13 protein-coding genes are annotated in these 12,426 nt (G+C 60.4%); 6 read left to right on the top strand and 7 right to left on the bottom strand.

Annotated elements, in window-relative coordinates; translation table 11 throughout:
* Positions 1–906, top strand: a complete 906-nt coding sequence (locus NJC40_RS20985; protein WP_045491544.1) for an AraC family transcriptional regulator — start codon at positions 1–3, stop codon at positions 904–906.
* A 231-nt stretch (positions 907–1,137) separates the two neighbouring features.
* On the opposite strand, the gene NJC40_RS20980 is transcribed toward NJC40_RS20985, so the two are convergent.
* The 5 genes from NJC40_RS20980 to NJC40_RS20960 form a co-directional block, all read right to left on the bottom strand.
* The gene (locus NJC40_RS20980; protein ID WP_363321690.1) at positions 1,138–1,746 is read right to left on the bottom strand and encodes a hypothetical protein; all 609 of its coding nucleotides are present in this window, start codon (positions 1,744–1,746) and stop codon (positions 1,138–1,140) included.
* Between the two features lie 75 nt (positions 1,747–1,821).
* Positions 1,822–3,150 (bottom strand): DUF3100 domain-containing protein, encoded by a 1,329-nt coding sequence (locus NJC40_RS20975; RefSeq protein WP_253117172.1) that lies wholly within the window; start codon positions 3,148–3,150, stop codon positions 1,822–1,824.
* Between the two features lie 381 nt (positions 3,151–3,531).
* On the bottom strand, positions 3,532–4,689 hold the full coding sequence (locus NJC40_RS20970) for a M20 aminoacylase family protein (protein ID WP_253141362.1): 1,158 nt from the start codon (positions 4,687–4,689) through the stop codon (positions 3,532–3,534).
* A 5-nt stretch (positions 4,690–4,694) separates the two neighbouring features.
* Positions 4,695–6,212, bottom strand: a complete 1,518-nt coding sequence (locus tag NJC40_RS20965; RefSeq protein WP_253141361.1) for an aldehyde dehydrogenase family protein — start codon at positions 6,210–6,212, stop codon at positions 4,695–4,697.
* Positions 6,213–6,215: 3 nt separating this feature from the next.
* Positions 6,216–7,106 (bottom strand): NAD(P)-dependent oxidoreductase, encoded by an 891-nt coding sequence (locus tag NJC40_RS20960; RefSeq protein WP_253141360.1) that lies wholly within the window; start codon positions 7,104–7,106, stop codon positions 6,216–6,218.
* A gap of 137 nt (positions 7,107–7,243) precedes the next feature.
* Here NJC40_RS20960 and NJC40_RS20955 point away from each other — a divergent pair, with 137 nt between their 5' ends.
* A complete protein-coding gene (locus tag NJC40_RS20955; protein WP_253141358.1) occupies positions 7,244–8,155 on the top strand; it encodes a LysR family transcriptional regulator in 912 nt (303 codons plus the stop codon).
* Between the two features lie 99 nt (positions 8,156–8,254).
* On the opposite strand, the gene NJC40_RS20950 is transcribed toward NJC40_RS20955, so the two are convergent.
* Both NJC40_RS20950 and NJC40_RS20945 read right to left on the bottom strand, forming a co-directional pair.
* On the bottom strand, positions 8,255–8,893 hold the full coding sequence (locus NJC40_RS20950; RefSeq protein ID WP_045491534.1) for a helix-turn-helix domain-containing protein: 639 nt from the start codon (positions 8,891–8,893) through the stop codon (positions 8,255–8,257).
* Positions 8,890–9,057, bottom strand: a complete 168-nt coding sequence (locus tag NJC40_RS20945) for a hypothetical protein (RefSeq protein ID WP_173426699.1) — start codon at positions 9,055–9,057, stop codon at positions 8,890–8,892. The genes NJC40_RS20950 and NJC40_RS20945 overlap by 4 nt, the downstream gene beginning before the upstream one ends.
* A 254-nt stretch (positions 9,058–9,311) precedes the next feature.
* On the opposite strand from NJC40_RS20945, the gene NJC40_RS20940 reads away from it, so the two are divergent.
* Genes NJC40_RS20940 through NJC40_RS20925 form a run of 4 tightly spaced genes read left to right on the top strand, consistent with a single transcriptional unit; the run spans position 9,312 to position 12,329 of the window.
* Positions 9,312–9,977 (top strand): amino acid ABC transporter permease, encoded by a 666-nt coding sequence (locus NJC40_RS20940; RefSeq protein ID WP_253117178.1) that lies wholly within the window; start codon positions 9,312–9,314, stop codon positions 9,975–9,977.
* On the top strand, positions 9,958–10,617 hold the full coding sequence (locus NJC40_RS20935; protein WP_045491528.1) for an amino acid ABC transporter permease: 660 nt from the start codon (positions 9,958–9,960) through the stop codon (positions 10,615–10,617). Before NJC40_RS20940 ends, NJC40_RS20935 begins: the two co-directional genes overlap by 20 nt.
* A complete protein-coding gene (locus tag NJC40_RS20930; RefSeq protein ID WP_253141356.1) occupies positions 10,614–11,396 on the top strand; it encodes an amino acid ABC transporter ATP-binding protein in 783 nt (260 codons plus the stop codon). Before NJC40_RS20935 ends, NJC40_RS20930 begins: the two co-directional genes overlap by 4 nt.
* 27 nt (positions 11,397–11,423) lie before the next feature.
* Positions 11,424–12,329 carry a transporter substrate-binding domain-containing protein gene (locus NJC40_RS20925; RefSeq protein ID WP_253141355.1) on the top strand — a complete coding sequence of 302 codons (906 nt, stop codon included), beginning with the start codon at positions 11,424–11,426 and terminating at the stop codon, positions 12,327–12,329.
* The last annotated feature ends 97 nt before the right edge of the window (positions 12,330–12,426 follow it).

Genomic DNA, 12,426 nt, shown 5'->3' with positions numbered 1-12,426 from the left:
ATGACCACCCCACAAGCTTCACTGGCCCGCCTGATCGCTCGGCAGGTTGCCGAACCGGGAGACCTTGAAACGGCCATCAGCGGGCTGACCCTGTACCGGCGTAACGAGCTGGCGCCGCCCCAAAGCTGCATGGTGCCGCCCAGCATCGTGTTGGTCGCTCAGGGCGCCAAGCAGCTCTGGGCGGGCGGTGAGGGCTTTGCTTACGACAGTTCGCGGTTTCTGGTCACCTCGCTTGACCTGCCGGCCAACTCAGAAGTGACCCAGGCCAGTCCTGAACAGCCGTGCCTGGGGTTGGTGTTCAAACTGGACCTGCGGGTCATGGCGGAGCTGATTGCGTTGGGCGGCCTGGCGCTCAGTCGTGACAAAACCCCCGGCAAGAGTGTCGGCATCGGCACCGCCACCCCGGCGATCCTGACGCCGATGGTGCGCTTGCTGGAATTGCTCGATGAGCCCGAGGCCATTGCGGTGCTGGCGCCGATGGTCCAGCGCGAGATTCATTACCGGCTGCTATGCGGCGACCAAGGCGCCAAACTGCGCCAGATCGTCAGTGTCGACAGTCAGGGGCACCGGATCGCGCGGGCGATTGACTGGCTGAAACTCAACTACGCCAAGGCGCTGCGAGTCGAAGAACTGGCGGCGCGGGTGCAGATGAGTTCGCCGACTTTCCATCATCATTTTCGCCAACTCACCGCCATGAGCCCGTTGCAGTACCAGAAGTGGCTGCGCCTGACCGAAGCCCGGCGGCTGATGCTCAACGAGCATCTGGACGTCTCCAGTGCCGCATTCAAGGTGGGTTATGAAAGCCCTTCGCAATTTAGCCGCGAGTATGGGCGATTGTTTGGCATTGCACCCAAACGCGACATTATCCAGTTGCGAGAACTGGCCGCAGCACAGTTGTTGGCGTGAGTGGCAGATTTACGTCATTTTTGCGAAGTACCGAAGATGACCGCTTAGGTATTGAGAAATATTTGGCGCTTTTAGAACGTTTATTCATTAATCAAAGGTAGATAGATCAATAAGGGATATCCATTGCAGCGTTATCGTTGTTATGAGGGTTTGTAGGTGGGCGATAGCATCCAAACCTCTGCTATAACCAGTAATTCATGCGCGTACACGGCCTTTTCCCGGTTGTGTGCCTCACTGGATGCTGCTGTTTCGCCATCTTGTGCCTGCCCGGCAAATTCTTAGAATCGGCGCCATCAAGCAGTTATTCACGCTTATCGATAACGGAGTTTCGATCATGATGAACGCAATGCAGATGCCGATGAACACTTCCATGCCAATGATGCCGATGATGGGCATGCCGATGATGATGGCGACCATGAAGTGCGAAATGATGGCCGACGCCATGATGTGCACCATGAAGCCTGCGGCCGGCATGGACATGGCCATGTTCAAGAACAACGCCGAAATGATGGCGATGATGATGAACTGCGGCATGCCGATGATGATGCATTGCGGCAACATGGCGATGATGTGCATGTCCGAGAACGGCATGAACATGATGAACATGATGGCCGGCATGAACATGCCAATGATGATGCCGATGGGCATGCCCATGCCGATGATGAAGTGCATGATGACCTGCACCATCGAAGCCGACTGCATGAAGTGCATGATGATGCCGATGCCAGGCATGAGCATGGAGATGATGAACAACTGCTGCATGCTGATGAACAAGATGATGAACGACTGCAGCATGCCAATGATGATGAGCTGCAATGGTATGCCGATGATGTGCTGCACTTGCTGATTCGAACCGCTGAATGAAAAAAGCCCGCCAGTTCGCACTGGCGGGCTTTTTTCATGAACATTTGTCGATCAGTGGAAGAACTCGGCAATCAGCACCGCGCCAATAAAGGTGCCGAAGTTGGCCAGAAACGAGACCAGCACGATGCGCCAGCCCAGGCGCCGGAACGCTGGCAGGTCTTTGGCGATCGACAGACCGGCGAAGGCCAGCATGGGTGTGATCACCGCCAGCATGTTGATCGAACCCACCAGCCGGGAAATCTCTGCCGCCCATGGGCACAGCGGTGAAGTCAGCAGCATGGCGACCACAGAGACGGTGCACACCGCCGGGATCTTGCGGCGCAGCAGCGAGCAGAGCAGTTCACCGACAAATACTGCACCAATCATGATCGCCATACCGGCAAACGCATCGGGTGACAGCACTTTGTAGCCGACATAGTTGGCCAGCAATGCCAAGCCACCGGCAGCGAACCAGGCACTGATACGACCCAGCCAGCCCAGGTCTGGGGTCTCCAGCGACACTTCGTTGCTGGCTGGACCATTGTCGAACACCGAGGCCTTGGTGGTACGACCGATCAGCGGCTCCAGAACCCGGTAACCCCAGACCGCCAGTGGCAGCGAGATGAACAGGGTGAAGTAGGTGCCCAGCGTGGTGGTGATCAGGTTGGCAGCGGCCGCCAGGGCCATGACTTCCTTGGCCACTTCCGGCGTCTGTTGCGCTGCGATGGCGCCTGCTGCGGCGGCCATCATGCTGCCCGAGCCAATGCCCGAACCCATGGCCAGTGATTTAGGGTCGAAAATCCCCAGGCTGGTGATGAAGCCGGCGACGATGGCAATGAACAACGCACCAAACAACGTACCGGTCAGGTATTCCGCCAGTACGCCACGGCCCTCCGGCGAATCCATGCCATAACGCTCACCGATGATCGCCAGGCTCGGCTCGCGACCTACCGAGAAGGTCGCACCGATCGCTTCACGCTTGATACCCAGCAGCAGCGCCACTGGCAGGCCGAGAATCACCGTGCCGACAAAATGCCCGAACTCCTGGAACACCAGCGCCCAGCCAGACGCCATGACCACCGGCAACGAGCCACCGACCACCAGCCCCAGCTTGGCGATAAACACCAGCAGCGCCGGTTGCAGGATGGCTGCGGCCCGGGCCTGGGCGCGTTTGTCGATGGCCAGGGTGCCAGGCAGGCGGTGACTGGCGATACCGATCGCCGCACCGATCAGCAACGCCCAGACCATGGGCAGCAGCACGACCTTGCCGGGCCCCAGCGGAATGCTCAGGGCGCCGATCACTTCGGCGATGATGAGGATGATTGCAGCCCAGATGTACAGCTTGACCGTGGCTGAGACGGCATTGTGCTCGCGCACGGCGAGCGTGTTGGCGTGATGCATATGAATCCCCTTGCCTGCTGGGCACCGGTGAGGATGACCCAATAGTTGTTGTGTTGTCAGGGAGCGCCTTGCGGCACTCAGGGCAGAAAGCAAATCCATGTCAGGCATGGAGTGTCGCGATTGATCTTCTTATGTGCACCGCAAGTGGCGGGGCGTCCTCAGTATGGCCAGCACCTGGGCGCACTCCAATATTCTGAATTTCATTTGTTGTTGCCTAAAACAGAACGCACAAAGGTCAGGCGCAGACGCTCAGCCGCTGCCGCGGATTGGCCGGGTGACGACCGGCTTTAGCCGGGAAGCTTTCGCGGCTAAAGCCGCTCCTACCGGGGACATGGAGACAGGGAAGGGCAAGCGGGGGCCGGTCGGCCCCCGCGCAGTGGCTCAGCGAGCCGGCAGGTTCTGTTCGACCAGGGCGGTCCAGACCGCAACGCCGGGTTCGATGACCTGGTCGTTGAAGTCGTAGTAGGGGTTATGCAGGGCGGCTGAAGGCTGTTGACCATCGACGCCCATCCAGATGTAAGCACCGGGGCAGGCTTGTAGCATGAAGGCGAAGTCTTCCGAGGCCATTGAAGGGTTGCAACCAAACTGTACGTTGCTTTCGCCCAACGCAGACTGCGCTGCCTGGCAGACGATCCGTGCCTCGGCCGGGTGGTTTTCGGTGACCGGGTACCCGACGTTGTAGCTCAGCGCACCGCGTACGCCAAACGCTGCCGGCAACTGCTCGACGAATTCGCCAATCAGTTGCTGGACCTTTTCACGCACCGGGGTTTGCAGGCAGCGTACGGTTCCACGCAGCGTGGCGGTTTCCGGCAGCACGTTGATCGCTTCACCCGCATTGATCTGGGTGACACTGATCACCGCACTGTCCAGCGGTGACAGGCGCCGGGAGGTGATGGTCTGTAAGCCGAGAATCAGTTCGGCCGCCGCGACAATCGGATCGAAGCCGCGGTCGGGCATTGCCGCATGCGAGCCCTTGCCGGTCAGGACAATTTCAAAGGTATCCAGCGAGGCCATCATCGGCCCCGGATTGACCAGCACCTTGCCGGCCGGCACCCCGGGCCAGTTGTGCAGGCCATAAATGGCTTGCATCGGAAAACGCTCGAACAGGCCGTCTTCGATCATCTTCTGGGCGCCGCCCAGGTTCTCTTCAGCCGGCTGGAACACCAGATAAACAGTGCCGCTGAAGCGGCGCGTCTCGCTCAAGTGCCGGGCGGTGGCCAGCAGGATCGCGGTATGCCCGTCATGGCCGCAGGCATGCATGCAGCCCTGATGGGTCGAGCGGTGTGCGCACTGGCCCAGTTCCTGGATCGGCAAGGCGTCCATGTCGGCGCGAATGCCAATCGCCGGCCCTTCACCGTTGCGCAGCACGCCGACCACCCCGGTGCCACCCAGGCCACGATGCACCTCGATCCCGAAACTCTCCAGCAGGCTGGCGACCCGCTCGCTGGTCTGCACTTCATGAAAGCCCAGTTCGGGCGCGGCATGAAACTGACGCCGCCACACGGTGGCGTCGTCGATCAATTTGGCTGAAATAGTCATTGCAGTTACTCCAGGCTCGCGCCGTAGCCGAAACTGGCCGCCGGGATGGCAGCGGTTTCGACCCAGACGCTTTTCACTTCACTGTATTCGCGCAAGGCATCCAGCCCCGAAGAGCGACCATAGCCGCTTTCACCATAGCCACCAAACGGCGAGCTGACATGGATGGTCTTGTAGCCGTTGATCCAGAACGTGCCAGCCCGGACCTGTTTTGCCACGCGGTGGGCGCGCCCGACATCGCGGGTCCAGACCGCGCCAGCGAGGCCGAAACGGCTGTCGTTGGCGATGCGGATGGCCTCGGCCTCGTCTGCGAAGGGAATCGCTACCACCACCGGGCCAAAGATTTCTTCCCGGGCGCAGTGCAGGGCGTTGTGACCTGCCAATACCGTGGGGTTGATGTAGTAGCCGGCTTTTGCAGGAACCGGTTCGGCACCTTCGCCCACCAACTGTGCGCCGTCTTGCAAGGCACGCTCGACCATGGTTTTCACATGGCTGTACTGCTTGGGGTTATTGATCGGGCCGATCTGGGTCTGCGGATCGCTCGGGTCACCGACCACAAATTGCTGCGCGGCACTGGCCAGCGCCTGGGTGAACTTGTCGAAGATCGAGGCCTGGACCAGCAGTCGCGAGCCGGACACGCAGCTTTGCCCGGCGCCGGAGAAGATCGCTGCCTGGGCGCCACGCAGCGCCACGTCGAGGTCGGCGTCGGCGAATACGATATTGGCTGACTTGCCGCCCAGCTCCAGCACCGCCGGGATGCAGCGCTGTGCAGCGGCGCTGGCAATGTGGCGGCCGGTGGCCGGCGAGCCGACGAACACCACCTTGCGGATATCGGCGCCGGCAATCAATTGCTGACCGATGCTATGGCCGAAACCGGCCACCACGTTGACCAGGCCCTTGGGAACACCGGCACGCTCGACCAGCACGCCGATGACCAGCGACGACAGCACGGTCAGTTCCGAAGGCTTGAGGATCACCGCGTTACCGGCGGCGATTGCCGGCGCGACCTGCCAGCCGCAGGTGAACACCGGCGCATTCCATGGGGTGATCTGCAGTACCGTGCCAAGTGGTTCATAGGTGACGTAGTTGAGGTGCGAGGTCGGCACCGGAATCACTTCACCGTGCAGTTTGTCGGCCCAGCCGGCGTAGTACTCGAACATCTCGGCGACCTTGGCCACTTCGACCTGCGCGTCCCGGATCGGCTTGTTGGCGCTCAACGACTCGATCTGTGCCAACGCCTCGCTGTGCTGGCGAATCTGCGCGCCGACCTGGTACATGGCGCGGCCACGGGCCTGGGCGGTCATTGCCCACCATTGTTGCTGAGCGGTGCCGGCGGCCTTGCTGGCGACCTCGACCAGTGACTGATCGGCATCGGGGTAGCTCAGCATCAGGCTGTCGTCGTGGGCGTTGCGCACTTCAATCGGGGTGCCGTGGCCCGCAATGAACTCACCGCCAACATAGCTGGCGATGACCTGACGATCGCCCCAGAACGGCTGCATCAACTCGATAATCTTGTGCATGCTCATGGTTTATTCCTCACGGCCAAACAGGGCGTTATCGGTGCGTTGCACGATGCAGCAGAAGTCTGCGCCGTCGGGCAGGGTGGCGCTGCTGTCTTGCCATAGCTGCGCAACGGTGCGTGCCAGCGGCAGGTCGAGATCCATACTTGCTGCAAGATCGCTGGCCAGCCCCACATCCTTGCGCATCAGGCCCATGCTGAAACCTGAGTCATAGGCTTTGTTCAGCACCCAGGTCGGAAACATCACCTGGCTGGCGCCACTGCGCCCGGAGCCGGCATTGAGGCCCTGGAGGAGTTTTTCCGGGTCGACACCGGCCTTGGCGGCCATGCTCACGGCTTCGGCGGTGGTAATCAGGTGCGCGGCGGCGAGCATGTTGTTGGCGATCTTGGCCACGTTGCCGGCGCCGCAGCTACCAATGTGCACACGGCTGCCGCTCATGGCTTCGAGCACCGGCATGACCTTGGCCAGGTCTGCTTCGTCGCCGCCGATGACCATCGACATGCTGCCGCTGGCTGCACCTTTGGGGCCGCCAGATACCGGCGCATCCATGAACGCGATGCCTTTTTCGCGCAGCGCCGCCGCCACGTTGCGGCTGGCCTCCGGCGTTGAGGTGGTGGTGTCGATCACCACCAGACCTTCGCGGCCCAGCTCGATGATGCCTTGCTCTCCCAGGCACACCGCTTCGACATGCTCGGCCTTTGGCAACGACAGAATCAGCACGTCAACGGCCTTGATCAACTCGTCACGTGCCGCAACCGGCTTGACGCCTTTGTCCTGCGCCTGGGCCAATGCGGCTGGCGACAGGTCAAAGCCGCTTACATCGAATCCTTTGCCGGCCAGTGTGGCCGCCATGCCGCCGCCCATGTTGCCCAGCCCGATTACGCCCACCTTGAATGTCATGTCTGCACGCTCGCTGTTATTCGAAATCATGAATGAAGTGAATGAAGCCAATGGGTCGAGTATGGACAGCCCTCAGTCATCGCAGCAATAATCGGTCAAACCCAATTCTGTTGCCTTTATAGCAACACAGGAGCCTTATGAGTCTGGTTCAGGATCGGCGCATTCTGTATTTCTTCGAGGCCGTACGGCTGGGCAGCGTGCGCGCCGCTGCGGACTTTCTCGACGTGGCGGCCTCGGCGGTCAGCCGCCAGATCGCCCAGCTTGAACACGAACTGGGCAGCCCGCTGCTGGAGCGCCATCGGCGCGGAGTAAAGCCCACCGAGGCCGGTGAACGGGTCTTGCTTTACTACCGTCAGCGGCTCTCGCAACAGGAGGTGTTGCTCGATTCACTGCAGGCATTGCGTGGCTTGCAGAGCGGTTCGGTGGTGCTGGCGATCGGCGAGGGTTTTATTGATGGCCTGGTCACGCCGCTGAGCCGGTTCTCCGAGCAGTACCCGCGCATCGACCTGCAGGTCAACGTGTGTGGCACTAACGAAGTGATTCGCCAGGTCGTCGAGGATGAAGCTCACCTGGGCCTGGTATTCAACCCGCCCACCGACCCCAAGATCCGCTCCCATGCACATACCCGCCAGCCGGTGTGCGTCGCGGTCAGCCCGGAGCATCCCTTGGCGCAGCAAACCGAGCCATTGCCGCTCAAGGGGCTGGACAGCTATCGGTTGGCGTTGCCTGGGGTGTCATACGGGATCCGCCAGATCGTCACCCAGGCCGAACACCGCCTGGGGTTAACCCTGACGCCGACGCTGACTTGCAGCACCTTCGCCATGCTCAAGCGGTTTTCGATGCGTGGTGGAGTGACCTTGATGCCGATCTTTGTCATGGAAGACGAGATCCGCAACGGTCAGTTGGTGGCGTTGCCGCTGGAGAGCGAGATCTTCAGCAGCCCGGAAACTCACCTGATCAGCCGCCTGGGCCGTCAGTTGAGCGTGGGTGCCAGCCGCCTGTTGAGCATGGTCCTGCAGGACATGACGGCTTTCAAGGGCGAGGGTTAGATACCCGAATATGGCCCGTAGGAGCGGCTTTAGCTGCGAAGCCTTTCGCAGCTAAGGCTGCTCCAGTGGCGCCGTGGCAGCGGGCAAGCTCCATCAGGATTAGTCCAGTTGCTCGGGATGGCTGATCACCAGATACGCCACCGCTTCGCTGTCTGCCGGGTTGCGATAGCGGTGCGGCTGGTCGGCATAGAACAGAATCGAATCGCCAGGGGAGAGCAGGTAGCGCTCCTCATTGACGCTGATTTCCAGCACGCCTTGAGTCACCACCAGGTTCTCTTGTACGCCGGCGGCATGACCCTGCGAGCTTTCTTCAGCCAGGGGGCTGAGGCGGATTTCATAGAATTCGGTCTGGCGTGAACGGTCGAACGGGAACAGCGCACGGCTGACAAAGTGGCCGCCGGGGCTGACCAGCCGTTTGCTGTCGCGGGCCGGTAGCAGCTCGACTCCCTCGAAGGCGCGTGTTTCGAGAAACGCCGCCACCGAGACTTTCAAGCCTTTGGCAATCTTGCACAGTACTTTGATCGACGGCACGCTGCGCCCGGACTCAATCTGCGCCAGCATGGCGCGGCTGACCCCGCTCAAGCGCGCCAGAGCGTCGAGTGACAGATACCGTTTGCTGCGCAGACGTTGCAGGTTAAGGGCCACCCGCTCGCCGATCAGGTCCTCGTCGGCAGGCGCATATTCAGTCGACAGCGGCGGCGCTTCCTGCGCGGCCACTGCGCTGCGCAGCAGGCTCATGGCCGTGCCTTGCCGATCTGCACATCCTGTTGCGCCATCATCTGGGTCCATGCGTTGAGCCCGGAGCACGCGGCATACATCTTCCACATCAACTCGGCGTTACGGCGTGCTTCACGGCGTTTGCGATGGAGGGTGAAGTCGATGACGGTAGCGGTGGCTTGCATGGTGCGTACTCAGTGCGAGGTAAGTGGGGCTACAGTAGCGACTTTCAGTTAGACCCAGAAATACTGAATTTATATGTGTTAATTCCTTTTTGGACTTAGCGAAAGCTGCACGCTCGCACCTCGCTTTTGGCGACGAATGGCAGATTTTTGTGCCTATGCTTAGTCGATAACGTTATTTCCAGGCAGGCTATTTGTGCCTATAGGCTATAAGCAACTGGCCACAAGCCAATACTGCTCGCTTATAAGTCCTCGCAATGACCCTCGACTATGCATTTATTCTCAGTACGCTACCGGCGTTTCTGAAAGCTGTTGGCGTGACCCTCCAGGTCGGTCTGATCGCCATCTGCACCTCGCTGCTGGTGGCCCTGCTCAACACCGTGATTCTGATGTTCCGCACCCCGGTGCTGTGCCGTCTGATCGGTCTGTATGTGGAACTGGCGCGTAACACGCCGTTGCTGATCCAGCTGTTCTTCATTTATTTCGCACTGCCGACCCTGGGCTTCAAGGTGTCCGGTTTTGCTGCGGCGATCATCACCATGACCTTTCTTGGCGGCGCCTACCTCACTGAGGTGCTGCGCGCTGGCATCGAGGCGGTGCCGGCGGCGCAACTGGAGTCGGGGCGCTCCATCGGCCTGTCGGATTGGCAATTGCTGCGCCACGTGATCCTGCCCCAGGCCGGAATCCTCAGCCTGCCGGCGCTGTTCGCCAATTTCATTTTCCTGCTCAAGGAAACCACGGTGGTGTCTGCCGTGGCGGTGCCGGAGATTCTCTACACCACCAAGAGCTACATCGCCCTGTACTACAAGACCTACGAGATGCTCACGGTACTGACCCTGATCTGCATACTGCTATTCCTGCCGCTGTCATTGCTGCTCAGCTACCTGGAACGGAGGCTGCAACATGGCCAGTTCGGGTCTTGAGTTGCTGTGGGTGTCGCTGCCGCTGCTGGCTGAAGGCGCGGCGCGAACCCTGTCGATCTCGGCGTTGAGCATTGTATTGAGTACCGCTGGCGGCGTGCTTTACGGCTCGCTGACGACCTTGGGGATCGGCTGGCTGAACGTTTTGCTGCGCATTTACCTGGAGCTGTTTCGCGCCATCCCGGTGCTGGTCTGGTTGTATCTGCTGTTCTTTGGCTTGCCGATCTTCTTCGGCCTGAGCATTCCGAGCTTCTGGTGCGCAGTGCTGGTGCTGAGCCTTTGGGGTGCCAGCGAGGTGGGTGAGGTGGCGCGTGGCGCCCTTAAATCGCTGCCTAAAGGTCAGCGTGAGGCCGGGCTGTCGATTGGCTTGTCTGCGGTGCAGCTTTACGGCCATGTGCTGCTGCCCCAGGCGCTCAAGCGCATGACCCCGCCGACCATCAACATCTATACGCGGATCATCAAGACCAGCTCACTGGCGGTGTTGATCGGTGTGGTCGACGTCATCAAGGTCGGCCAGCAGATCATCGAGCGTACCTATGAGTCGGTGCTGATCTACGGCGCGCTGTTTCTATTTTTCTTCTTTATCTGTTACCCGCTGTCGGTCGCCTCGCGCGTGCTGGAGCGGCGCTGGACACAAGCATGAGCGCACTGATCGAGTTCAAGGGCTTCAACAAGTTTTTCGGCAGCAACCAGGTGCTCAAAGAGGTTGACCTGCAGGTCGCCTCCGGCGAAGTCATTGTGGTGCTCGGGCCCAGCGGCTGCGGCAAAAGCACCTTGCTGCGTTGCCTCAATGGCCTGGAGCAGGCGCAGGGCGGCGAGCTGCATTTTGCCGGTCAGCAGTTGCTGGCAGCGGGCACCGACTGGCGCAAGGTGCGCCAGGACATCGGCATGGTGTTCCAGAGTTATCACCTGTTCCCGCACATGACCGTGCTCGACAACATCCTGCTCGGCCCGCTGAAAGTACAGCGCCGCGAGCGTAAAGAAGCGCGGGCCCAAGCCGAGGCCCTGTTGCAGCGAGTGGGCCTGGCTGACAAGCGTGATGCTTATCCAAGGCAGCTCTCCGGCGGCCAGCAGCAACGCATCGCGATTGTCCGTTCGTTGTGCATGAACCCCAAGGTCATGCTGTTCGATGAAGTCACCGCCGCCCTTGACCCGGAAATGGTCAAGGAAGTGCTGGAGGTGATCCTCGACCTGGCACGGGGCGGCATGACCATGCTGATCGTCACTCACGAAATGGGCTTTGCCCGCGCTGTGGCCGACCGCATCGTGTTCATGGAGGCCGGGCGCATCCTTGAACAGCGTGATCCGGAGTCTTTCTTCACCCATCCTTCGAGCGCACGTGCGCAGCAGTTTCTGGAGAAGTTCTCTTACGTTGAATCCCTGCCGGGCAAGGCCAGCCATGCCCGCGCAGAGGCTATCTAAAAGCTGCCTAGATAAAGGGACATCCTTATGAGCACTGCCACATTCAAATCTGCGCGTTCTTTACTGCTGTTGCCATTGCTAAGCCTGGGCCTGTTAGCCGGTTGCGGCAATGGCGACAAACCGGCCAAGCCCGCTGCGGCAGCACCGGCCCAGGCGGCTGCTGCGGCACCGGCCAGTTACCTGGACAAGATCAAGGCTCGCGACAAACTGATCGTCGGCGTGTTCACCGACAAGCCGCCATTCGGTTTTGTCGATGAGAAGGGCAAGTACGTTGGTTTCGATACCGATATCGGCCGCCAGTTTGCCAAGTCACTGCTCGGTGATGAAAACAAGGTCGAATTCGTTGCGGTCGAGCCGGCCAGCCGGATTCCGTTCCTGCAAAGCGACAAGGTCGACATCATCCTTGCCAATATGACCGTGACCCCGGAGCGCAAGCAAGCGGTGGACTTCACCAACCCGAACCTCAAGGTCGCGGTGCAGGCGTTGGTGCCGGATAACAGCCCGGTGCAAAAGCTCGATGACCTGGCCGACAAGACCATCATCGTCACCACTGGCACCACCGCTGACGTGTGGCTGACCAAGAACCATCCGGACTGGAAGCTGCTCAAGTTCGAGAAAAACTCCGAGTCGCTGCAAGCCCTGGCCAACGGTCGTGGTGACGCTTATGCGCAAGACAACCTGGTGCTGTTCAGCTGGGCCAAACAGAACCCCGGCTACCGGACCCTGCCGGAAAAGCTCGGCGGCGAAGCACCGATTGCTCCGGCGGTGAAAAAAGGCAATATCGAACTGCGTGACTGGGTCAATGCCGAACTTGCCAAACTCGGCCAGGACAAGTACCTGCTGAAACTGTACGACCAGTATGTGCGCAAGGAACTGGCTGAAGACACCAAACCTGAAGACGTGATTGTCGAAGGCGGCAACTGGCAGGGTTGATCGGCATTGTAGGAGCGGCTTTAGCCGCGAAAGCTTCGCCGCTAAAGCTGCTCCTACAGGGTTCTGTGTTTCCTGCGCGATAGCGCAAAGCGCTGCC

It is taken from the genome of Pseudomonas sp. 21LCFQ02 (genome assembly GCF_024129895.2).
Taxonomy (GTDB): Bacteria; Pseudomonadota; Gammaproteobacteria; order Pseudomonadales; family Pseudomonadaceae; genus Aquipseudomonas.
Note: the sequence above shows the minus strand (reverse complement) of the source record. Positions and strands in the feature narration are given on the sequence as shown.